Raw genomic sequence first — 20,259 nt, 5'->3', positions numbered from 1 at the left:
GTCTCCGCTCATTGTCCGTCCGGGCCGTGGGCCCATCGCAGGCAGTTTCCGCCGGCGCGCTTGGCTTCGTAAAGCGCCCGATCGGCACCGGCATACCACTCGCTCCAGTCGGCCTCAGGTACCAGCAGGCTGACGCCAATGCTGGCCAGGCTGACGTGCGGGGTGCCGTGGCCGCGTTCCAGCAGGCCGTGCACAGCGCTGAGGATGAACTCGGCGGCGTGCTGGGCGGCCTCGCGGTCGGCGCGGCGCAGGATCAGGCAGAACTCATCGCCGCCCAGGCGGCAGGCCAGATCGTGCTCGCCGGCCATCGAACGCAGGATGTTGCCCATGCTCTGCAGCACCCGGTCGCCGGCCTGGTGGCCATGGCGGTCGTTGATCTGCTTGAAGTGGTCGCAGTCGATCAGCAGCAACGCCTGCGGCGGGCCGTCGGGGTGCGCGCGCGATTCCTTCAGGTACAGGGTCAGGCCGCGGCGGTTGTGCAGTCCGGTCAGTTCATCGGTACGCACCAGCTCGCGGGTATGGGTGAGCTGGTGGGTGGTGATGTACAGGTTGTCCAGCGCGGTTTCCAGGTCGTGGTTGCGCCGCCGCAGCTGGCTGATCAGGGCCTGTTCGTTGGCCAGCACGCGCATGATCGTGCGGCGCAGGAACTGCGCCACCAGACCGGGATCGGCATCGACCAGACGCTGGAACGCATCCGGGCCCAGTTCCAGCACCGTGCAGTCGGTCATGGCGTGGGCGCCGGCGCTGCGGGCGTGGTTGCCCATCAGCAGGCCCAGTTCGCCGAAGAACTCGTGGCGGCCCAGGGTCTTCACCAGCAGGTCCTCGCCGAAGTCCAGTTCAATCTGGCCTTCCAGGATGACGTACATGCTCTGCCCCGGGTGCCCGCGCAGGAACAACCACTGGCCGGCCGGCAACGGGCGCGGCTGGGCAAACTGCGCGAACAGGGCCACTTCAGCGTCGGAAAGCACGGCATGCGTCATCCCGGCCATCGCCGCTGTGGCGATACCGGATGTCATGTCTGATGTCTCGGCTGAACCCCTGCCGGTCATTCCCTGCCGCCAGCGTCCCCTGGTGAGCATCGGAGCATAGCACCGCTTGAAACTGTGCGCCGCTTCTCATTTTGCATCAAATCGCCGCAGATCCCGGTCGGTTGCCCCGCGCAGCGCCTATTCAGCTGACGCAGTGCTCAGTTCGCTTACAACAACGCCGGCAGGTCCCCCGACCTGCCGGCGTCGTCTGGCCCTTCCCTGGCCACCCTGATCGGGACTTATAGGCCGTTGCCGGATTCGGCTCAGGCCGCGCGTTCGCTGCGCCCGCCATGGAACTGCTCTTCCTCAGTCGAGCCGGTCAGCGCGGTGGTCGAGGACTGGCCCTGCTGGATGGCCTGGGTGACCGCATCGAAGTAGCCGGTGCCGACCTCGCGCTGGTGCTTGACCGCGGTGAAGCCACGCTCGGCCGCTTCGAATTCGGCCTCCTGCAGTTCCACGAAGGCACTCATCTGGCGGCGCGCATAGCCGTGGGCCAGGTTGAACATGCCGTAGTTCAGCGCGTGGAAGCCGGCCAGGGTGATGAACTGGAACTTGTAGCCATAGCTGCCCAGCTCGCGCTGGAACTTGGCGATGGTCGCGTCGTCCAGGTTCTTCTTCCAGTTGAAGCTGGGCGAGCAGTTGTAGGCCAGCAGCTTGCCGGGGAACTTCGCGTGGATCGCTTCGGCGAATTTCCGTGCGAATTCCAGGTCCGGCTTGCCGGTCTCGCACCACACCAGATCGGCGTAGGGGGCGTAGGCCAGGCCGCGGCTGATGGCCTGGTCCAGACCGTTGCGGGTCTTGTAGAAGCCTTCCACGGTGCGCTCGCCGGTGGTGAACGGGCGGTCGTTGGCATCGATGTCGCTGGTCAGCAGATCAGCCGCTTCGGCATCGGTGCGCGCCACCAGCAGGGTCGGCACGCCCAGCACGTCGGCGGCCAGGCGCGCGGCGTTGAGCTTCTCGATCGCTTCACGGGTCGGCACCAGCACCTTGCCGCCCATGTGCCCGCACTTCTTCACCGACGCCAGCTGGTCTTCGAAGTGCACGCCCGCCGCACCGGCTTCAATCATCGCCTTCATCAGCTCGAAGGCATTGAGCACGCCGCCGAAACCGGCCTCGGCGTCGGCCACGATGGGCTGCAGGAAATCGATCTCGTCCTTGCCTTCGGCATGGTGCAGCTGGTCGGCGCGCAGCAGGGTGTTGTTGATGCGCTTGACCACCGCCGGCACCGAATCGGCCGGGTACAGCGACTGGTCCGGGTACATCTGCCCGGCCAGGTTGGCATCGGCGGCCACCTGCCAGCCCGACAGATAGATCGCCTTCAGCCCGGCCTTGACCTGCTGCATGGCCTGGTTGCCGGTCAGCGCGCCCAGCGCATTGACGAACTCACGCTCGTGCAGCGAGGCCCACAGCTTTTCCGCGCCCAGCCGGGCCAGCGAATGCTCGATGTGGACCGTGCCACGCAGGCGCACCACGTCGGCGGCGCTGTAGTTGCGCTGGATGCCTTCCCAGCGCGGGTGGGTGTCCCAGTCGTGCTGGATCTGTTCGGCAGTGGGCAGCGTGCTCATGTCTTTCTCCAGTTCGGTTCGTGCAGCGGGTGCAGCGGGGAAGGAAGCGGGGTGGGAGCGCGCAGCAGTCAGTCGATGCGCGCGTAGGCCGGCAGGGTCAGGAAATCGGTCAGGTCGTCATTGCGGCTCAGTTCGCCCAGCAGGGCGATGGCTTCGGCAATGCGGTTGCCGCCGGGCAGCGCACGGGTGTCGCCCAGCCGCGCCGGCAGCTGGGCCAGGGTGGTATCGAGCAGGCCCAGGTCGATGGCGGTGCCGTCATCCAGCTGCTGGCCCGGCGTGTGCAGCCACTGCCACAGCTGGCTGCGGCTGATCTCGGCGGTGGCCGCGTCTTCCATCAGGTGGTGGATCGGCACGCAGCCGTTGCCGTCCAGCCAGGCGGCCAGGTAGCGCACGCAGACTTCCACGTTGCCCTCGAAACCAGCGCGGGTGATGCTGCCAGGCGGCCGTGCGATCAGTTCATCACGGCCCACCCGCACATCCTGGCGCAGCACGCTGTGTTGGTTCGGGCCGGGCATGTGTTCGTCGAAGATCGCCTGCGCCACCGGAATCAGCGCCGGGTGAGCCACCCAGGTGCCATCGTGGCCGGCGCTGACTTCGCGCAGCTTGTCGGCGCGCACGCGGGCCATGGCCTGTTCGTTGGCGGCGGCATCGTGATTGATCGGAATCTGTGCGGCCATGCCCCCCATCGCATGCGCTCCGCGGCGGTGGCAGGTCTGGATCAGCAGTTCCGAATACGCCTTCAGGAACGGCTGGGTCATGGTCACCTGGCCGCGCTCGGGCAGCACCCGGTCGGCGTGGCGGCGGAAGGTCTTCAGGTACGAGAAGATGTAATCCCAGCGGCCGCAGTTCAGGCCGACGATGCGGTCACGCAGCGCGTGCAGGATCTCGTCCATCTCGAACACGGCCGGCAGCGTTTCGATCAGCACGGTCACCTTGATCTGCCCGTGCGGCAGGCCCAGCATCCCTTCGATGTGCGACAGCGCGGTTTCCCACAGCGCGGCCTCTTCCATGCTCTGCAGCTTGGGCAGGTAGAAGTACGGGCCGCGATCCTTGGCCTGCAGCGCGCGGGCGTTGTGGAAGGCGAACACGGCCGCGTCGAACAGGCCGCCGGCCAGCGGCTGGCCGTCCACGGCCACGTGCTTCTCGTCCAGGTGCCAGCCGCGCGGGCGCACGATCAGCACCGCCTGTTCCTCAAAGGGGCGCAGGGTGTAGTGCTTGCCATTGGCGGCGGTGAATTCCAGATCGCCGCGCACGGCGGCAGCCAGCGACTGCTGCCCGGCCAGCAGGTTGCGCCAGGTGGGCGAGGTGGAATCCTCGAAGTCGGCCATGAACACCTTGGCGCCGGAGTTCAGCGCATTGATGACCATCTTCGGGTCGGTCGGGCCGGTGATCTCCACGCGGCGGTCCTGCAGCGCGGCCGGCAGCGGGGCCACGGTCCAGTCGCCACTGCGGATCGCGGCGGTGTCAGTGCGGAAATCCGGCAGGCCGCCCTGGTCGAAGAACGCCTGGCGCTCGCGACGGGCCTGCAGCCGTGCCTGCCGACCCGGTTCCACCGCGCGGTGCAGCGACACCAGCAGGGCCAGCAGCGGCGCCGGCAGCACGGTGTCCTGGCCGGCCACGCGGGTCGCCAGGGCGATGCCGGGGGTGGCCTTGGCCGGGGTGTAGGGAACGGCGGAAGCGACGGCGGACATGGGGCAACTCCAGCGGTGGGGGAACGCCCCCAAAGTGCCGCCGCACCCCAGTATTTGGCAAAACAGTTTTTGCAATGCTTTACATAAAACGTGCTAATACTTGTGACGCCATGCCCACACGCAGCCCGCCAAGTCCGCGTTTTTCCTACAAATCCGACCGACTGAAGCCGCTGCGCGCGTTCTGCCAGACGGTACGCCTGGGCTCGGTCTCACGGGCGGCTGAGGCGCTTTTCGTCAGCCAGCCGGCCATCAGCCTGCAGTTGCAGGCGCTGGAACGCGAGCTGGGGGTACCCTTGTTCGAGCGCAGCGGGCGGCGTCTGGTGCCCAGCCGCGAGGGCCAGCTTCTGTATGAAATGGCGCAGCCGCTGGTGGAAAGCCTTGACGGGCTGGAGGCGCGCTTCCGCGACAAGGTGCGGGGGATGGACGCGGGCGAACTGAACATCGCCGCCAACAGTTCCACCATCCTGTACCTGCTGCCGAAGATCGTTGAACGCTTCCGCCAGCACCATCCCGATGTGCGCCTGACCCTGCACAACGCGATCAGCGCCGACGGCACCGACCTGCTGCGCGAGGATGCGGCCGACCTGGCCATCGGTTCGATGACCGACGTGCCGGCCGACCTCACCTATGCCCCGGCCTACCGTTTCGAGCAGGTGCTGATTGCCCCGCACGACCATCCGCTGGCCAGCGGCGGCGAGCTGGAACTGGCCGACATCGCGCGCTATCCGCTGGTGTTGCCACCGAAGCGGCAGATCACCTACCGGCTGGTGGACCAGGTATTCCAGCGCCACCGCATTGCGTACACCGTTGCGCTGGAAGTGGGCGGTTGGGAGGTGATCAAGCAGTACGTGGCGATGGGCATGGGCATTTCCATCGTGCCGGCGCTGTGCCTGCACGAAAGCGACGGCGAGCGGCTGGCGGCGCGGTCGATGAAGCGCTGGTTCCCCGAGCGCAGCTACGGGGTGATCGTGCGCCGGGGCAAGGCGTTGTCGGCGCAGGCGCGGGCGTTCATTGATCTGGTGCAGCCGGAGTTGTTCAGCCCGCGCGATTACGACCAGAGCGGGCATTCGGAACGGTAGGGCCTGCTCTTGGTAGGTGTCGACCTTGGTCGACACGGTAGATCCACGCCTTGCGTGGATACGCTTGACCTACCGGGGGTCATAGCCCGCCGCTGCGCGACGGGGTCTGACCCCATGTATAGACTGGGCCCATGTCCATCGAACTCCGCCACCTGCGCTACTTCCTGGCCGTTGCCGATACGCTGCACTTCGGCCAGGCGGCCGAGCGGCTGGGCATGTCGCAACCGCCGCTCAGCCAGCAGATCCGGCAGCTGGAAGAACTGATCGGGGCGCGCCTGTTCGTGCGCAGCCATCGCCGGGTGCAGCTGACCCCTGCCGGCGAGCTGCTGCAGGAGCGCGCGCGGGCCATCGTGCTGCAGGTGGAAAGTGCGGTGGAGGAAGTGCAGCGTGCGCAGCGCGGCGAGCAGGGTGAACTGCATATCGGCCTGACCCGGGCCACGCCGCTGTCGCCGCAGATTCCGCGTTCGATCCTGCATTACCGCCAGCAGTACCCGCAGGTGCGGCTGCAGCTGAGCGAGATGAACACCCTGCAGCAGATCGATGCGCTGCTGGATGGCAGCCTGGACGTGGGCATCATCCGCAAGCGTGCGCTGCCGCCGGAACTGGTGGCGCACAGCCTGTTCGTCGATCCGTTGGCGCTGATCGTGCATGCCGACCACCCTGCCCTGCGCCGGTTGTCGGCCAACGGCGCGCTGTCGCTGCGCGATTTCGCCCAGGAGCCCTTCGTGGCGTTCCGCCGCAGCGCCGGTGCCGGTATCCACGACCACATGATCGCGCTGTGCGCGGCGGCGGGGTTCACCCCGCGCATCGTGCAGGAGGCGGGCGAGGCGTCGACCTTGATCAGCCTGGCCGCCGCGGGCCTCGGTGCGGCGATCCTGCCGGCGTCGTGCGATCACATCCGCGTGGAAGGCGCGCGCTTCGTCGCGCTGGCTGACGCCGGTGCGCATTCGGAAGTACAGCTGGCCTGGCGCCGCGAAGGAGTGACGCCGTTGATCCGCAATTTCGCCAGCTTGCTGCGTGGCGCGTTCGCGGCGGAATGACCGCGGACACCTTGTAGTGGTGGTGGCCAACCTTGGTTGGCCCGCGCCCAGGCGCCGACCAAGGTCGGCACCTACCAGAGCGGACGCGCGCGGAACCCGGCGGGGTTCAGGCAGTCACCGGCTGCGGGGCGCGCTGCTGCAGCGCCCAGATGATGCCGCCGCCGAGCAGGGTCAGCACGCCGGTGAACAGGCACACGCCCAGCCAATCCCACGCGGCGTAGGCCAGCCCGCCCACGGCGCCCAGCACGCTGCTGCCCAGGTAGTAGGCGAACAGGTACAGCGCCGAGGCTTCGGCACGCATCGAACCGGCGCGGCTGCCGACCCAGCTGCTGGCCACCGAATGCCCGCCGAAGAAACCGAAGGTGACCAGCGCGATGCCCAGCGCCATGGTCGCCAGCCACGGCAGCATCAGCAGCACGATGCCGGCGCCGATCAGGCCGAAGGAAATGGTCAGGATGCGGCCACGCCCGTGCCGCATCGCCAGCTGCCCCATCCATGCCGAGCTGAAGGTGCCCACCAGGTACACGCTGAAGATCAGCCCGACCACGGTCTGGCTGAGGTGGTACGGCGGCGCCAGCAGGTGATAGCCCAGGTAGTTGTAGAGGGTGACGAACACGCCCATCAGCACGAACGAGGTGGCGAACAGCCACGGCAGACCGGGGTCGGCAAACAGCGTGCGCCAACGCGACGGCAACTGGCGCAGGCCGCCGCGACGGGCCTGGAAGTGCCGCGACGCCGGCAGCTGCAGCCACAGCAGCACGGTGCTGGCCACCGCAATGATCGACACCGCGCCGATGCCCCAGCGCCAGCCCCAGTGGTCGGCAATGATGCCGGCCAGCAGGCGCCCGCTCATGCCGCCAATGGCATTGCCGCCGATGTACAGGCCCATGGCCAGGCCCAGCGCGCGGCTGTCCATCTCCTCCACCAGGTAGGTCATGGCCACCGCCGGCACGCCGCTCAGGGCCAGGCCCAGCAGCGTGCGCAGCACCAGCATCGTGGTCCAGTCATCCACCAGCGCGGTGCACAGCGACAGCAGCGCCGACGCCATCAGGGCCGCGATCATCAACGGCCGGCGGCCCACCGCATCGGACAGCAGGCCGGCCAGCAGCATCGCCACGGCCAGCGTGCCGGTACTCAGCGACAGCGACATCGCGCTGCCGGCGGCGGACACGCCGAAGTGGCGGCTGAACTCGGGCAGCAGCGGCTGCACCGTGTACAGCAGGCCGAAGGTGGAAAAGCCGGCCAGGAACAGCGCCACCGCGGTACGGCGGAACGCCGGGGTGCCCTGCTGGATGCGGGTGTCAGTGCCGGAATCGAGGGTACGGGGGCGGGCGCTGTCGGCCGCCGCGGGTTCGCCAGTCATGGAATCGGGTGGCCGTGGGGGCGGCCAAGGTGGGGATCAGGCGGCCAGCGTAGGCCGCCTTATCCAGTCGATCCATAACCCGATAGGTCAGGATTGATATGTAGCACGTATCGATTCAGTTTACAGGCGCTGCCATTCGAAGCCGTCGCCGCGGCGGTAGTACACCGACACCGCGCGACCGTAGAGGGCATCGGCATCGACGAAGCCGAAGAAGCGGCCGTCGAAGCTGTTGCCGCGGTGGTCGCCCAGCACCAGCACCTTGCCGGCCGGCACCTGCAGGTCGGCGATGTCAGGGCCACCGCCCATGTCCAGGTCCAGCTGGGCCTGGCGCGGGCCGAAGGCTTCGGTATCGACCAGCCCGGCGATCTGCAGCGCCTGGCCGTTGATGGTCAGGTGGCCGCCGTGCAGCTGCACATGGTCACCGGCCACGGCCACCACGCGCTTGATCAATCGGGTGCCGTCGGCCGGCGAATCGAACACGGCCACTTCGCCGCGCTGCGGGGTGCCGGTGGCCAGCAGTTGCTGGTGGGTGAACGGCAGGCGCAGGCCGTAGGCGCGCATGTCCACCACCACGCGGTCGCCGGGCTGCAGGGTGGGCTGCATCGAGCCGCTGGGCACCACGTAGTGGTTGGCCAGGGTGTCGCGGGCGGCCGCCAGCAGGCCCAGCATCACCAGCAGCGGCAGGGCTTCTTTCTTCAGCCAGACCAGTGCGCGTTGGGAAAAGGGAGGGCGGGCGACAGCATCCATGACAGGCTCCGGGTGGGTGGTCGCTGCATCAGACCACACATCGGCGGGAGAGGTTCCCGGGTACGGCCAGTCGAGCATGGCTCGACTCTACATAATGGAAAACGGCGGGGTTGCCCCCGCCGTCTTCTGTTTCTTACTTCAGCCCGCGGAACTTCAGCAGCGGTTCCACCGACGGGTCCTTGCCGCGGAAATCGCGGTACAGGGTCGACAGTTCCACGCTGTTGCCACGCGAGAGGATCTTGTCGCGGAACTCCTGGCCGTTGGCCGCGGTCAGGCCACCGTGTTCGGTGAACCACTGGAACGCGTCGTGGTCCAGCACTTCGGCCCAGAAGTAGGCGTAGTAGCCGGCCGAATAGCCGCCGCCCCAGATGTGGTCGAAGTAGGTAGTGCGGTAACGCGGCGGCACCTGCGGCAGGTCCACCTTGAACTTCTTCAGCGCGCTGGCTTCGAAGGCACCCACATCCTGCAGCGGGGCATCGGCCTTCTGGGTGTGCCAGGCCAGGTCCAGCAGCGCTGCCGACAGGTATTCGGTGGTGGCATAGCCCTGGTTGAAGCTGCGTGCCTTCAGGATCTTGTCCACCAGCTCCTGCGGCATCGGTTCGCCGGTCTTGTAGTTCTTGGCGTAGTTGGCGAACACCTTCGGGTCCAGCGCCCAGTGTTCGTTGAACTGCGAGGGGAACTCGACGAAATCGCGCGAGGTGGCGGTGCCGGCGATCGACGGGTACTTCACGTTGGAGAACATGCCGTGCAGCGCATGGCCGAACTCATGGAACAGCGTGGTGACGTCGTCGAAGCTGAGCAGCGCCGGCTGGCCAGCGGCCGGCTTGGTGAAGTTGCAGACGTTGTAGACCACCGGCTTGGCACCGGTCAGGCCGTCCTGTTCAACGAACACGTCCATCCAGGCGCCGCCGGACTTGGTGTCACGCTTGAAGTAGTCGGTGTAGAACAGGGCCAGCGAAGTGCCGTCCTTGTCGAACACTTCGTACACCTTCATGTCCGGGTTGTAGGTCGGAATGTCGGTGCGCGGCTTGAAGGTGATGCCGTACAGCTGGGTGGCGGCGTAGAAGACGCCGTTCTGCAGCACGTTGTCCAGTTCGAAGTACGGCTTGATCTGCGATTCGTCCAGATCGTACTTGGCCTTGCGCACCTGTTCGGCGTAGAAGTCCCAGTCCGAAGCGGCCAGCTTGAAGCCGCCGTTCTGCGCGTCGATCACCTTCTGGATGTCGGCCGCTTCCTCGCGCGCCTTGGCGGTGGCCGCCGGCACGGTGTCGGTCAGCAGCTTCAGCGCCGCGGCCGGGGTCTTCGCCATCTGGTCGCCCAGGTTGTAATCGGCGTAGGTGTCAAAGCCCAGCAGCTTGGCTTTCTGCGCACGCAGCTGGGCCAGGCGCTGCACGGTCTGCCGGGTGTCGTTGGCATCGCCGCGCTCGGCGCGGGTTTCCGAAGCCTTCAGCACGGCGGCGCGCTGGTCGCGATCGCTCAGCGAACCCAGCACCGGCTGCTGCGTGGTGTTCTGCAGCGGCAGCAGGAACTTGCCGTCCAGCTTGCGAGCGCTGGCGTCGTTGGCCGCGGTGTTGATCGCGTTCTCGTCCAGACCGGCCAGCTTGGCCTTGTCGTCCACCACAACGGCGGCGGCGGCGGTGGCCGCGACCAGGCGGGTGTGGAACTGGGTGGACAGCGTGGTCTCTTCCACGTTCAGCTTGCGCAGGCTGGCCTTGTCGGCGTCGGACAGCTGGGCGCCAGCGCGGACCAGGTTGTCGTAGTAATGCTCGACCAGGCGCTTCTGCACCGGGTCCAGTTCCAGCGTGTCGCGCTGGTCGTACAGCGACTTCACGCGCGCGAACAGCTTCGGATCGAGGTTGATCTCGTCCTGGTGCGCGGCCAGCTTCGGTGCGATTTCTTCCTGGATCTTCTGGCGCGCGTCGGTGCCATCGGCCTGGACCAGGCCGAAGAAGATGCGCGACACGCGGGTGAGGGTTTCACCGCTGCGCTCCATCGCCATCAGGGTGTTGTCGAAGGTGGCCGGCTCGGGGTTGTCGGCGATCTTGCGCACGTCAGCCAGGTGCTGGCGCATGCCTTCTTCGAAGGCCGGCAGGTAATCGCTGTCCTTGATCTTGTCGAACTGCGGCGCCTGGAACGGCAGCGTGCTGGCGCTCAGCAGCGGGTTGGTGGAGGCATCGGCCGGCTGCTGGGCCGGGGTCTGCTGGGCTTCGGACACGGGGGTGGACTCCTTGCCGGAACAGGCCGCCAGCGCCAGGCTGATGGCGGCGGCCAGGACTACGGTACGCGACATGTAGAACGCTCCTTGGGCGGGCGGTAGGGAATGACAGCCCTCCACCCTACTCCTGTCGCGGCCGCCCGGCATGTGCCGGACGTGGCGTGTATGCGGCCGCTGCGGGGCGTTTCAGACCGTGCCGCGGGTCTTGCCCATCCACGGGCGGTAGAACTCACGGATGGCCGCCATGTCGGCCGCATCATCGCCGGTGGGGGTGAACAGCGGGCCGATGCCGATGGTCTTTTCCGGGTAGTGGAAGTACGCCGCCAGGACCGGCACGTCGGCCATCCGCGCGATCTTCAGGAAACCGGCCTTCCAGTCCTTCACCGCCTTGCGGGTGCCTTCGGGGGTGATGGCGAACCACATTTTTTCGTTGTTGCGCAGCAGGTCCACGGCCTGGCCGACCGTGCCCTGCGGCGCACTGCGGTCCAGCGGGATCACCCCCAGCCGGTGCAGCAGCGGGCCCAGCGGCCACCAGAACAGCGAGGCCTTGCCCAGCACCTTCACCTTCATGCCCAGCGCGATCTTGGCCGCCATGCCCCACAGCCCGTCCCAGTTGGACGAATGCGGCGCGATGATGAAGACCAGGCGCGGAATGTCCGGCAGCGTGCCGGTCACCTTCCAGCCGCCCAGGCGCAGCGTGCAGCGCGCCAGCCAGCGCAGGAAGGCGTTGGGTTTGACCTGCGGCATGTTCGGCGGCACGGCCGGCAGCAACGGCGTCGGGTTGTTCAAGCAATCACTCCCAGTCACGTGATGAGCGCCCGCGCTTGATCTGCGCGCGCCCGCGTTTGGCGTCCAGACGACGCAGTTTCGAGCCCAGGGACGGCTTGGTGGCCTTGCGCGGCTTGGGCACGTTCAGCCCAGCCTGGATGAAGGCCGCCAGCCGCTCGCGCGCATCCTCGCGATTGCGATCCTGGGTGCGGAACCGTTGCGCATCGATGACAAGCACGCCTTCGCCGGTCATGCGCCGGTCGCGGCGCGCCAGCAGGCGCTCGCGCAGCGGCTCGGGCAACGAGGGCGAGCCGGCTACATCGAAACGCAGTTCCACCGCGGTGGACACCTTGTTGACGTTCTGCCCGCCGGCACCGCTGGCACGCACGAACCGCTCGACGATCTCGCCGTCGGGGATTTCAAGCTGCGCGCTGATGGTGACCGGTCCACTGCCCATGCGCGCATTGTAGCGGCACCGGCGCCGCCGTGACCGGCATCGCGCAGCGTATGCCGCCGATCAGGTACCGAACACGCCGCCTTCGCCTGCGCAGCAGGTATGCTGGGCCTTCCATGTACCGCAGGAAGCTTCGCATGACCCGCCTTGTTCCCGCCCTGCCCGCGCGCCTGCGCCGCGTTGCCCTGCTGCTGGCCCTGGCCGCGTGCAGCAGCCCGGTCTGGGCCGCCCCGCCCACCGACAGCGACATCAACCGCCTGCTGGCCGCATCGCGCGCGCAGACCATGCTCGACGCGGCCCTGCCGCAGATCGAAGCGATGCAGCAGCAGCAGTTCCAGCAGGCCACCGCGCAGCGCCAACTGACCGCCCAGCAGCAGGAACAGCTGCAGCGCATCCAGGCGCGCACCAACCAGACCCTGCGCCAGGCGCTGTCGTGGCAGCAGCTGCGCCCGATGTATGTCGATCTCTACAAGAAGACCTTCAGCAAGGAAGACGTGCTGGCCATGGCCGAGTTCTACGAGAGCCCAGCCGGCCAGAGCCTGCTGGACAAGACCCCGGCGCTGATGCAGAACGTGATGGTGGCCATCCAGACGCGCATGCAGCCGCTGATCACCGATCTGCAGAAGGATCTGGAAGCGATCGTGAACGAGCCGGAAAAGAAATAACCCCATCGGGGTCGGGTCGCTTTCCCGACGGGAAAGGGCTCTGACCCCGGCGCCGCCGTCAGTCCACCTGCCAGCCGAACAGGTCCAGCGCCTTCTGGAAACCGGCATCCACCGGTGCGCGCACATCCAACGTGCCGCCATCGGGGTGCGGGAAACGCAGGCGCTCGGCGTGCAGCAGCATGCGGTGCACGCCCTGCATGCGGAAGTTGCGGTTGTGGCGGCCATCACCGTGGCTGGTATCGCCAATCAGGTGGTGCGACAGGTGCTTCAGGTGCCGGCGGATCTGCCGGAAGCGACCGGTCAGCGGCTGGCAGCGCAGCAGCGCATAGCGCGAACTGGCGAATTCGCCCACCGGCACGCAGAGTTCGCCGGTCGCCAGGCGCTGGAAATCGGTCACCGCCGGCTTCTTCACCGGCTTGCCGGGCCCGCCGTCCAGATCGTGGTCCACCTGCCAGGCCTCCTCGGCCGGCCAGCCGCGGCAGATGGCCAGGTAATCCTTGCTCACTTCACCGCCCATCAGCGCCTTGCCCAGCGTGCTGGCGGTATCGCGGTCGAAGGCCAGCAGCAGGCAGCCGCTGGTGGCGCGGTCCAGGCGGTGCACCAGGAAGATCGGGCGGCCCAGCTGCTCGCGCAGGCGGTCGGCCAGGAAATCATCTTCGCCGCGGGCCAGCTTGCTGTCATGGACCATCAGCCCGGCCGGCTTGTTGACCACGGCCAGGCGTTCATCCAGATGCAGCAGCTGCAGGGGGGCGGTTTCAGGGGCGGTTTCGGTATCGGTACTCACCGCCGGATTATACGGGGGCCCCCGCGTGGGGTCGGATTCCTCTTCCGAAGGAAGAGGGCTCCGACCCCAAACAGCGGCGGCCCGGCCGTCAGCCGTTGCGCACCGCCAGCAGTTCGCCATTGCCCACCGGCACCAGGCTGGTACTGAAATCCACGTCGCCGTCCAGCAACGCGCGCAGCGGCTGCATCTGTGCGGCGTGCGAGGTGGCGTTGTCCACCACCAGCAGGCCGCCGGGGCGCAGCACGCGGCGCAGCTGCGGCCACCAGCCGGCGTACTGGTCGCGGTCCGAATCGAGGAACAGCAGGTCCACGCTGGCGTCGTCCGCCGCGGCCAGCCAGACCCCGGCATCGCCCTGCACCAGGGTGATGCGGTCGGCCAGGCCACTGCGGTCGAAGTTCGCGCGCGCCATCGCGACCTTGTCCGCGGCGTATTCCAGCGTGGTCACGTGGCCATCGATCGCTGCGGCAGCCTCGGCCAGCCACAGCGTGGAATAGCCGTTGGAGGTACCGATTTCCAGCACGCGCCGGGCCTGGCCGAAGCGCACCAGCACCGACAGCAGTTCGCCGGTGTCGGCAGTGATGTTCAGCATGCGCCGGCCACGTTCGCTTTCGCGCGCATCGTTGGCCGCGCCGTGGCGGGCCAGTTCGTCCTTCAGTGCTGCCAGATCCATGTCTCGTCCTGCAGTGCGTGCCGCATTCGGCACGTTCGGAGGATTGTCGCGCGAACGCCGCCGCCGCAGCGACTGGCGCAACCCACGCGGTTCTATCACCGCGCTGTGATCCTGCGCGCTTTTCGGAAATGTTGCATGGATCGACCGCATCTGCGCTGCGATAGTCCCGGCCCTCTCGGCGCACGCCCCGGCACACGCGCCTGTTTCCCGAATCCCGCAAGGACCCGCCATGCCCCTGGATATTCTGGCGATCGGCGCCCACCCCGATGATATTGAACTGGGCTGCGGTGGCAGCCTGGCCAAACTGGCCCGCGACGGCGCACGCGTGCATGCACTGGTGCTGAGCCGTGGCGGCCGCGGCTGCCACGAGGGTGCCGATCGCAGTGTCGAATCGCATCGCGCCCTGCAGCAGCTGGGCGCCCTGCACGTGCAGCAGTGCGACTTTCCCGATACGTGCTTCCCGGCCTGCCGCAACGAGCTGATCGCGACCATCGAACGTGCCTGCGCCGCCGTGGCACCGCAGCGCGTCTACACCATGTGCGGCCAGGACCACCACCAGGACCATCGCACCGTGCATGAGTGCTCGATCATCGCCTGCCGCGGCGTAGGCCAGGTGCTGTGCTACGAAAGCCCCAGCACGCTGCCGCAGTTCGCGCCACAGGTGTTCGAAGACATCAGCGCACAGCTGGAGCAGAAGATCCTGGCGCTGCGCGAACATGCCAGCCAAGGCGAACGCCAGTACATGCAGGAAAGCCATCTGCGCTGCCATGCGCAGTTCCGTGGCCAGCAGATCGGGCTGGGGCCGTGCGAAGGCTTCCTGGCCCACCGGATGGTGCTGTGATGAAGACGCTGCTGTTCCTGGCCATGTGTGCCTTCATCGGCGCGCGCCTGCGGGTGCACGCCGCCCGCCGGCCCAGCGCGCGGCTGCACAGCATCGACGCCATCGTGCCCGCCTACAACGAAGCACCCTGCCTGGCGCGCTCGCTCACCGACCTGCTGCACAACCGCTACGTGGCGCGGGTGATCTGCGTGAATGATGGTTCCACCGATACCACCGCGCAGGTGCTGGACGCGCTGCAGGCGCAGTGGCCCGGGCGCCTGCTTGCGGTACACCAGGCCAACACCGGCAAGGGCGGCGCGTTGATGCACGGCCTGCAGCATGTCACCGCCGAACAGGTGTTCCTGACCGATGCCGATACACGCATCGACCCGCAGGGCGATGGCCTGGGCCACCTGCTGGCCGAGATCGAACGCGGCGCCGATGCCGTGGGCGGCGTACCTTCTTCCTGCCTGCGCGGCGCCGGATTCCTGCCCCATGTGCGCGCCAGCTTGAAGCTGCCGATGATCGTGATCAAGCGCAGCTTCCAGCAGTGGTTGGGCGGCGCGCCCTTCATCGTCTCCGGTTCGTGCGGGCTGTTCCGAACCGCGGTGCTGCGCAAGGTGGGGTTTTCCGACCGCACCCGGGTGGAAGACCTGGACATGTCGTGGTCGCTGGTGGCGCAGGGCTTCCGCGTGCGGCAGAGCATCCGCTGCGTGGTCTATCCGCAGGAATGCAACACGCTGCGGGAGGAATGGCGACGCTGGCGGCGCTGGATCGTGGGCTATGCGGTGTGCATGCGCCTGCACCGCGGCCTGCTGCTCAGCCGCTTCGGTATGTTCAGCATCCTGCCGATGCTGCTGTTGGCGCTGCTGGGCGTGGCCGCTTCGCTGCACGTGTGGTTCGGCGCCGCGCAGTTGCATGGCCCGGGTGGGCTGGTGCTGGCGGTGATGCCGCTGGTGTGGATCGGCATCGTGATAGCGCTGGCGATGGTCAGCGCGGTGCACCACCGCAGCGCCTGGCTGGTGCCCGCCGCCGCGTTTTCCATGCTGTACGTGCTGCTGGCCTACGCCATCTGGCTGGTGCACGGGCTGAAGGGACTGTGCACCGGGCGCGAGCCTGCACGCGACAAGCCGACGAGGTACCCGCATGTGGTGGAATGACCTGCAGGCGATGGCCACCGCGCTGGCCACGCTGACGCCCGCGATTGACCCGCAGGCACCGGTCTCGCCGCGCGCCACCGTGCAGGGTGCGGTGCGCATCGGCGCCGGTACACGGGTCTGCGATGGCGCGCATATCCAAGGCCCGGTGCTGATCGGCCGCGACTGCCTGATCGGCAACCACGCGCTGCTGCGTGGGCCGCTGCAGATTGGCGATGGCACGCGCATTGGCTTCGCCAGCGAACTGAAGCACGCGCTGATCGGCCAGCAGGTCAGCATCGGCCCGCAGTGCTTCATCGGTGACAGCCGCATTGACGACCACGCCTATCTGGGCGCGCTGGTGCGCACCAGCAACCATCGTCTGGATGGAGCCCCTGTCTGCGTGCATGTGGACGGCAACGTGCACGACAGCCAGCGCGAGAAACTGGGCGCATGGATCGGCGCGCGCGCCGCGCTGGGTGTCGGCGTGATCATCCTGCCCGGGCGCATCGTCGCTGCGGGCAGCCAGTTCGGCCCACGCATCACCGTGGAGCGAAATCTGCCGCCGGGCCGCTATCGCTTGGCGCAGCAGCTGCATTCCCAACCCCTGGAGTAACCACCATGCGATTGATCTTCCGTGGCGCACTGCCGTGCGCCCTGCTGCTGGCCGTATCCAGCGCCCATGCCGGCATCGACCGGGTTGCGCTGCAACTGGACCACGCCGACTACACCGATGGCTTCGGCCACCGCGATGTGCAGACCCTGGACGTGGCCGGGCGCAGTGGCGACAGCCGCTGGCACCTGGGCCTGGCCCATGGCGAGCGTGACTACGGCAGTGCCCGTTTCGGCGGTAATCGGGTGCAGGGCTCGCTGCATCACACTTGGTCGCCGCGGTTTTCCACCCGCACCGCGGCCACGGCGTCCAACGACGATCCGGTGTTCGTGAACCGGCAGATCCAGCAGGACCTGCAATGGAAGGTAGCGCCGCAGACCGTGCTGAGCGTGGGCGGCAAATACGCCGAATACCACGCCGGCGCCTACGTCAGCGGCTGGTCGGTCGGGGCCTCGCACTACTTCCCGCGAGTGACCGCCTCGCTGCGGCATGAGCGCCACCGCCAGTCGAACGGCCCCGATGGCCACGGCACCACGGTGTCGCTGCGGCTGAAGGACAGCAGTGGGCGCGGCTCCACCCAGCTGTGGCTGGGCCAGGGCACCTCCGGGTATACCGCCGACGCGGACCCGCTGCTGCTGCGCGAACACGACAGCAAGCGCGTCTTCCTGCGCCGCAGCCAGCCGCTGGGCCAGCATCTGATGCTGGAAGCCGGACTGGGCAAGACCTGGCATTCAACGCGTCTGGATCGCTTCCAGAGCGTGCAGTCACATCTGGGTCTGGGCTACCACTGGTAGCCGCAGGGGCTGGCAGCGCGCGGCGCTGCCAGCCGATCAGCCGTGCGCGCTCAACGCCACCACGCGCGGGCCAGCGCGACCGCGCCCAGCACCGCCGCACCCAGCCCCAGCATGGGCAGGTCGCCCCAGTACCAGCCGGGCGGCTGCAGCACGTACAGCAGCGCGGCAATGGCCAGCAGGCCCACGCCGGTGATCGCCCCGACCGCGCGCTTCTGCAGCTTCTGCAGGCTGGCATCCAGCGCCACCAGATCGCGCGAACGCATGGCCAGTTCGTGGCGGCCCTCCACCTGCTGGCTGAGCCAGGCATGCACCAGGCGCGGCATGTCCGGCGCATGGGTCATGATTTCCGGCAGGCGCTTGCCGATTTCGCGCACCACCCGGCGCGGGCTGTAGCGCTCGCGCAGGATCTTCGCCAGCACCGGCTTGGCCACGGCCCAGATGTCGATCTGCGGGTCCAGCTGGCGGCCCACGCCTTCGATGTTCAGCAGGGTCTTCTGCAGCAGGATCAGCTGCGGCTGCAGGGTCAGCTGGTAGCGCTGGGCCACCCGGAACAGCTTCAGCAACACTTCGGCCAGCGAAATCTGCGACAGCGGCCGGGTGAAGTACGGTTCGCACACCGAACGCACCGCCGCTTCCAGATCGTCGATGCGCACGTTGTCCGGCATCCAGCGAGCCTGCACGTGCAGCTCGGCAATGCGGCGGTAATCGCGGTTGAAGATGGCCATGAAATTCTCGGCCAGGTAGTACTGATCTTCCTGCGAGAGCTGGCCCATGATGCCGAAGTCCAGCGCGATGAAGCGCGGGTTGTCGCGGCGCGCCGGATCGGTGTCGACCCAGATGTTGCCGGCGTGCGCATCGGCGTGGAAGAAGTTGTCGCGGAACACCTGGGTGTAGAACACCCGCACGCCCTTGGCGGCCAGCGCCTTGCGGTCGATGCCGGCCTGGTCCAGGGCGACGATGTCGTCGGACGGAATGCCCCACACCCGCTCCAGGGTCAGCGCGCGTTCGGCGGTGTGGCTCCAGATCACTTCCGGCACGTACAGATCGTCGCTGTTTTCCCAGAAGCGGCGCAGCACGCTGGCATTGGCGCCTTCGCGCTGCAGGTCCAGCTCGGCGGCCAGGGTGTTTTCCACCTCGGCCACGACTTCGCGCGGGCGGATCTTGTCGGCACGCGGGTGGGTGCGCTCGACCAGGCTGGCCAGCGAGTTCAGCAGCGCGATGTCGGCGTCGATCTGCTTCTCGATGCCCGGGCGCAGCACCTTCACCACCACCTGGCGGCCATCGGCCAGGGTGGCGGCGTGCACCTGCGCGATCGAGGCCGAGGCCAGCGGTTCGGTATCGAAGCTGGCAAAGGCCTCGCTGACCGGCAGGCCCAGCGCTTCTTCCACGATGCGGCGCGCGGTATCGCCGTCGAACGGCTTGACCCGGTCCTGCAGCAGGGTCAGTTCATTGGCCACGTCCGGCGGTACCAGATCGCGACGGGTCGACAGGATCTGGCCGAACTTGACGAAGATCGGGCCCAGGTCCTGCAACGCCAGGCGCAGGCGCGCACCACGCGACTGCGCGGCGATGGCGGCCGGTGCACGCGGCACGAACGGCTTGGCCAGGCGCAGCCAGCGTTCGGCCGGGGTGCCCTGCAGCAGGTCGTCCAAGCGGTAACGCAGAATCAACCGGGCGATGCGGTTGGCCCGCAGCAGCGCCTTCATGCGGCACCCCGCAGGCGCTGCACGCGTACCTGCAAGCGTTCAACGTCGTCGCGCAGCACATCCACGTCATCGTGGAAGGCATCCAATTCGCCGCGCGGCACCACATCGCGCGATTCTTCGGTAACGAACTCGGCGGCGCTGTGGGCCAGGTCGATGGCGCCTTGGCGCGCGTGCTGCAGGGCGCCGCGCAGGGTGTTGGCCACCTGCACGCCCAGCACGTCGCCGAACACGCTCACGAACGGCTGCTGCCAGTCCGGATCGAAGCCCTTGGCCAACTGTTGCAGGCGCCGCGCCAGTTCGGCATCGCCGGCCACGCGTACACGGCCTTTGCCGTGGTCGTCGCCGCGCCGCGCGTTGGCCAGCAGCGGAAGCTGTGCCAGTACGCCGGCCAGGCTGCTGCGCACGGCCAGGTCGGCTTCCAGGGCATCCACCGGGCCCACCCGCAGCTGGTCGCCTTCCACGCTGATGCGCATGGCCAGTGCCGGCGCTTCCAGGGTCAGGTCGATGTGCCGGCCGTGCAGGCTGGCCAGGGCGTGGCGGGTGTCCGGATCCAGCGCCAGGGCGCGGTTCAGGGCGATCTGCAGGGCGCGGCCAGCGACCGGCTTGAGGGACTTGAGCAGGGAAAGAGCCATGTGGCCATTCTACCTGCGTGGGTGGTGGGCTTGGGCCGGGCTGCCGCCCGGCGCCTGCAGAGGCAACGTCAACGTCAACTGCAGATTGCGTGGGGAGTGGGGCTGGGGTGGGCAGTCGGGACACGCCGTCAACCCATCCATGAAGTGACCCCCTGAAGTTGGACAGGTGGGGGATCAGGCGGCCAGCGCGGCCTGCTCCCGGTACTTTACCGGGCTCAAGCCCTTTAATTTCAGGCGGATACGATTCTCGTTGTAGTAACGGATGTACTCCACCAGGCCAGCTTCCAGGCTATCGATGCTGTCAAAGGTGTTCAGGTAGAAGAATTCCGACTTCAGGGTCCCGAAGAAGCTCTCCATGGCCGCGTTGTCCAGACAGTTGCCGCGCCGGGACATGCTCTGTTTCAGCGAGTGCTTTTCGAGCTTGTGGCGGTAGTTCTCGTGCTGGTAGTGCCAGCCTTGGTCGGAGTGGATCATCGGCCGATCTTCGGG

At 67.7% G+C, this 20,259-nt stretch carries 20 protein-coding genes; 7 read left to right on the top strand and 13 right to left on the bottom strand.

Annotated features, from left to right (window positions below):
- Positions 1 to 8 precede the first annotated feature (8 nt).
- The 3 genes from C1922_RS01150 to aceB all read right to left on the bottom strand — a co-directional run bounded on the left by C1922_RS01150 (position 9) and on the right by aceB (position 4,284).
- Positions 9 to 1,049: a GGDEF domain-containing protein gene (locus tag C1922_RS01150; protein WP_108748105.1), complete on the bottom strand. Its 1,041-nt coding sequence runs from the start codon at positions 1,047 to 1,049 to the stop codon at positions 9 to 11.
- Positions 1,050 to 1,291: 242 nt separating this feature from the next.
- A complete protein-coding gene (gene aceA / locus C1922_RS01145; protein WP_108748104.1) occupies positions 1,292 to 2,593 on the bottom strand; it encodes an isocitrate lyase in 1,302 nt (433 codons plus the stop codon).
- Positions 2,594 to 2,661: 68 nt separating this feature from the next.
- Positions 2,662 to 4,284, bottom strand: a complete 1,623-nt coding sequence (aceB, locus tag C1922_RS01140) for a malate synthase A (RefSeq protein WP_108748103.1) — start codon at positions 4,282 to 4,284, stop codon at positions 2,662 to 2,664.
- Between the two features lie 110 nt (positions 4,285 to 4,394).
- Here aceB and C1922_RS01135 point away from each other — a divergent pair, with 110 nt between their 5' ends.
- Both C1922_RS01135 and C1922_RS01130 read left to right on the top strand, forming a co-directional pair.
- The gene (locus C1922_RS01135) at positions 4,395 to 5,363 is read left to right on the top strand and encodes a LysR family transcriptional regulator (RefSeq protein WP_108748102.1); all 969 of its coding nucleotides are present in this window, start codon (positions 4,395 to 4,397) and stop codon (positions 5,361 to 5,363) included.
- 131 nt (positions 5,364 to 5,494) lie between these two features.
- On the top strand, positions 5,495 to 6,403 hold the full coding sequence (locus tag C1922_RS01130) for a LysR family transcriptional regulator (RefSeq protein WP_108748101.1): 909 nt from the start codon (positions 5,495 to 5,497) through the stop codon (positions 6,401 to 6,403).
- A gap of 106 nt (positions 6,404 to 6,509) precedes the next feature.
- Here the strand turns inward: C1922_RS01130 and C1922_RS01125 are convergent, their stop codons facing one another.
- From C1922_RS01125 to arfB, 5 genes are all read right to left on the bottom strand, one after another.
- Positions 6,510 to 7,766, bottom strand: a complete 1,257-nt coding sequence (locus C1922_RS01125; RefSeq protein WP_108748100.1) for an MFS transporter — start codon at positions 7,764 to 7,766, stop codon at positions 6,510 to 6,512.
- Between the two features lie 120 nt (positions 7,767 to 7,886).
- Positions 7,887 to 8,513 (bottom strand): signal peptidase I, encoded by a 627-nt coding sequence (gene lepB, locus C1922_RS01120; protein ID WP_108748099.1) that lies wholly within the window; start codon positions 8,511 to 8,513, stop codon positions 7,887 to 7,889.
- Positions 8,514 to 8,646: 133 nt separating this feature from the next.
- Positions 8,647 to 10,803: a peptidyl-dipeptidase Dcp gene (gene dcp / locus C1922_RS01115; protein ID WP_108748098.1), complete on the bottom strand. Its 2,157-nt coding sequence runs from the start codon at positions 10,801 to 10,803 to the stop codon at positions 8,647 to 8,649.
- 111 nt (positions 10,804 to 10,914) lie between these two features.
- Positions 10,915 to 11,475, bottom strand: coding sequence for a lysophospholipid acyltransferase family protein (locus tag C1922_RS01110; RefSeq protein WP_233614934.1), 561 nt, complete (start codon positions 11,473 to 11,475; stop codon positions 10,915 to 10,917).
- 46 nt (positions 11,476 to 11,521) lie between these two features.
- On the bottom strand, positions 11,522 to 11,953 hold the full coding sequence (gene arfB / locus C1922_RS01105; RefSeq protein WP_108748096.1) for an alternative ribosome rescue aminoacyl-tRNA hydrolase ArfB: 432 nt from the start codon (positions 11,951 to 11,953) through the stop codon (positions 11,522 to 11,524).
- Positions 11,954 to 12,087: 134 nt separating this feature from the next.
- Here arfB and C1922_RS01100 point away from each other — a divergent pair, with 134 nt between their 5' ends.
- Positions 12,088 to 12,615 carry a DUF2059 domain-containing protein gene (locus C1922_RS01100; protein WP_108748095.1) on the top strand — a complete coding sequence of 176 codons (528 nt, stop codon included), beginning with the start codon at positions 12,088 to 12,090 and terminating at the stop codon, positions 12,613 to 12,615.
- A gap of 58 nt (positions 12,616 to 12,673) precedes the next feature.
- Here the strand turns inward: C1922_RS01100 and C1922_RS01095 are convergent, their stop codons facing one another.
- Both C1922_RS01095 and C1922_RS01090 read right to left on the bottom strand, forming a co-directional pair.
- A complete protein-coding gene (locus tag C1922_RS01095) occupies positions 12,674 to 13,399 on the bottom strand; it encodes a pseudouridine synthase (protein WP_108748094.1) in 726 nt (241 codons plus the stop codon).
- An 88-nt stretch (positions 13,400 to 13,487) separates the two neighbouring features.
- Positions 13,488 to 14,069 (bottom strand): class I SAM-dependent methyltransferase, encoded by a 582-nt coding sequence (locus tag C1922_RS01090; RefSeq protein ID WP_108748093.1) that lies wholly within the window; start codon positions 14,067 to 14,069, stop codon positions 13,488 to 13,490.
- Between the two features lie 229 nt (positions 14,070 to 14,298).
- Here C1922_RS01090 and C1922_RS01085 point away from each other — a divergent pair, with 229 nt between their 5' ends.
- Genes C1922_RS01085 through C1922_RS01070 form a run of 4 tightly spaced genes read left to right on the top strand, consistent with a single transcriptional unit; the run spans position 14,299 to position 17,432 of the window.
- Positions 14,299 to 14,910 (top strand): PIG-L deacetylase family protein, encoded by a 612-nt coding sequence (locus C1922_RS01085; RefSeq protein ID WP_108748092.1) that lies wholly within the window; start codon positions 14,299 to 14,301, stop codon positions 14,908 to 14,910.
- Positions 14,910 to 16,049, top strand: coding sequence for a glycosyltransferase (locus C1922_RS01080; RefSeq protein WP_108748091.1), 1,140 nt, complete (start codon positions 14,910 to 14,912; stop codon positions 16,047 to 16,049). Before C1922_RS01085 ends, C1922_RS01080 begins: the two co-directional genes overlap by 1 nt.
- On the top strand, positions 16,036 to 16,641 hold the full coding sequence (locus C1922_RS01075) for an acetyltransferase (protein ID WP_108748090.1): 606 nt from the start codon (positions 16,036 to 16,038) through the stop codon (positions 16,639 to 16,641). Before C1922_RS01080 ends, C1922_RS01075 begins: the two co-directional genes overlap by 14 nt.
- A 5-nt stretch (positions 16,642 to 16,646) precedes the next feature.
- Positions 16,647 to 17,432, top strand: coding sequence for a YaiO family outer membrane beta-barrel protein (locus C1922_RS01070; protein ID WP_108748089.1), 786 nt, complete (start codon positions 16,647 to 16,649; stop codon positions 17,430 to 17,432).
- Positions 17,433 to 17,482: 50 nt separating this feature from the next.
- On the opposite strand, the gene ubiB is transcribed toward C1922_RS01070, so the two are convergent.
- The 3 genes from ubiB to C1922_RS01055 all read right to left on the bottom strand — a co-directional run.
- Positions 17,483 to 19,138 carry a ubiquinone biosynthesis regulatory protein kinase UbiB gene (ubiB, locus tag C1922_RS01065; protein WP_108748088.1) on the bottom strand — a complete coding sequence of 552 codons (1,656 nt, stop codon included), beginning with the start codon at positions 19,136 to 19,138 and terminating at the stop codon, positions 17,483 to 17,485.
- Positions 19,135 to 19,770: an SCP2 sterol-binding domain-containing protein gene (locus C1922_RS01060; protein ID WP_108748087.1), complete on the bottom strand. Its 636-nt coding sequence runs from the start codon at positions 19,768 to 19,770 to the stop codon at positions 19,135 to 19,137. Before C1922_RS01060 ends, ubiB begins: the two co-directional genes overlap by 4 nt.
- A gap of 174 nt (positions 19,771 to 19,944) precedes the next feature.
- Positions 19,945 to 20,259 (bottom strand): IS3 family transposase (locus tag C1922_RS01055; protein ID WP_159092053.1); only part of this gene is annotated, 315 nt, incomplete at its 5' end.

Source organism: Stenotrophomonas sp. ZAC14D2_NAIMI4_7 (assembly GCF_003086675.1).
Lineage (GTDB): Bacteria > Pseudomonadota > Gammaproteobacteria > Xanthomonadales > Xanthomonadaceae > Stenotrophomonas.
The sequence above is the reverse complement of the archived record's forward strand: the minus strand, read 5'-3'. Positions and strand labels throughout refer to the sequence as shown.

Excerpts from the sequence above, each read along its gene's own strand:
- C1922_RS01080 (WP_108748091.1), top strand. The coding sequence starts at position 14,910 with ATGAAGACGCTGCTGTTCCTGGCCATGTGTGCCTTCATCGGCGCGCGC.
- C1922_RS01075 (WP_108748090.1), top strand. The coding sequence starts at position 16,036 with ATGTGGTGGAATGACCTGCAGGCGATGGCCACCGCGCTGGCCACGCTG.
- aceA (WP_108748104.1), bottom strand. The coding sequence starts at position 2,593 with ATGAGCACGCTGCCCACTGCCGAACAGATCCAGCACGACTGGGACACC.
- lepB (WP_108748099.1), bottom strand. The coding sequence starts at position 8,513 with ATGGATGCTGTCGCCCGCCCTCCCTTTTCCCAACGCGCACTGGTCTGG.
- aceB (WP_108748103.1), bottom strand. The coding sequence starts at position 4,284 with ATGTCCGCCGTCGCTTCCGCCGTTCCCTACACCCCGGCCAAGGCCACC.
- arfB (WP_108748096.1), bottom strand. The coding sequence starts at position 11,953 with ATGGGCAGTGGACCGGTCACCATCAGCGCGCAGCTTGAAATCCCCGAC.
- C1922_RS01070 (WP_108748089.1), top strand. The coding sequence starts at position 16,647 with ATGCGATTGATCTTCCGTGGCGCACTGCCGTGCGCCCTGCTGCTGGCC.
- C1922_RS01100 (WP_108748095.1), top strand. The coding sequence starts at position 12,088 with ATGACCCGCCTTGTTCCCGCCCTGCCCGCGCGCCTGCGCCGCGTTGCC.
- C1922_RS01135 (WP_108748102.1), top strand. The coding sequence starts at position 4,395 with ATGCCCACACGCAGCCCGCCAAGTCCGCGTTTTTCCTACAAATCCGAC.
- C1922_RS01085 (WP_108748092.1), top strand. The coding sequence starts at position 14,299 with ATGCCCCTGGATATTCTGGCGATCGGCGCCCACCCCGATGATATTGAA.
- C1922_RS01090 (WP_108748093.1), bottom strand. The coding sequence starts at position 14,069 with ATGGATCTGGCAGCACTGAAGGACGAACTGGCCCGCCACGGCGCGGCC.
- C1922_RS01150 (WP_108748105.1), bottom strand. The coding sequence starts at position 1,049 with ATGACCGGCAGGGGTTCAGCCGAGACATCAGACATGACATCCGGTATC.
- dcp (WP_108748098.1), bottom strand. The coding sequence starts at position 10,803 with ATGTCGCGTACCGTAGTCCTGGCCGCCGCCATCAGCCTGGCGCTGGCG.
- C1922_RS01110 (WP_233614934.1), bottom strand. The coding sequence starts at position 11,475 with ATGCCGCAGGTCAAACCCAACGCCTTCCTGCGCTGGCTGGCGCGCTGC.
- ubiB (WP_108748088.1), bottom strand. The coding sequence starts at position 19,138 with ATGAAGGCGCTGCTGCGGGCCAACCGCATCGCCCGGTTGATTCTGCGT.
- C1922_RS01125 (WP_108748100.1), bottom strand. The coding sequence starts at position 7,766 with ATGACTGGCGAACCCGCGGCGGCCGACAGCGCCCGCCCCCGTACCCTC.
- C1922_RS01060 (WP_108748087.1), bottom strand. The coding sequence starts at position 19,770 with ATGGCTCTTTCCCTGCTCAAGTCCCTCAAGCCGGTCGCTGGCCGCGCC.
- C1922_RS01130 (WP_108748101.1), top strand. The coding sequence starts at position 5,495 with ATGTCCATCGAACTCCGCCACCTGCGCTACTTCCTGGCCGTTGCCGAT.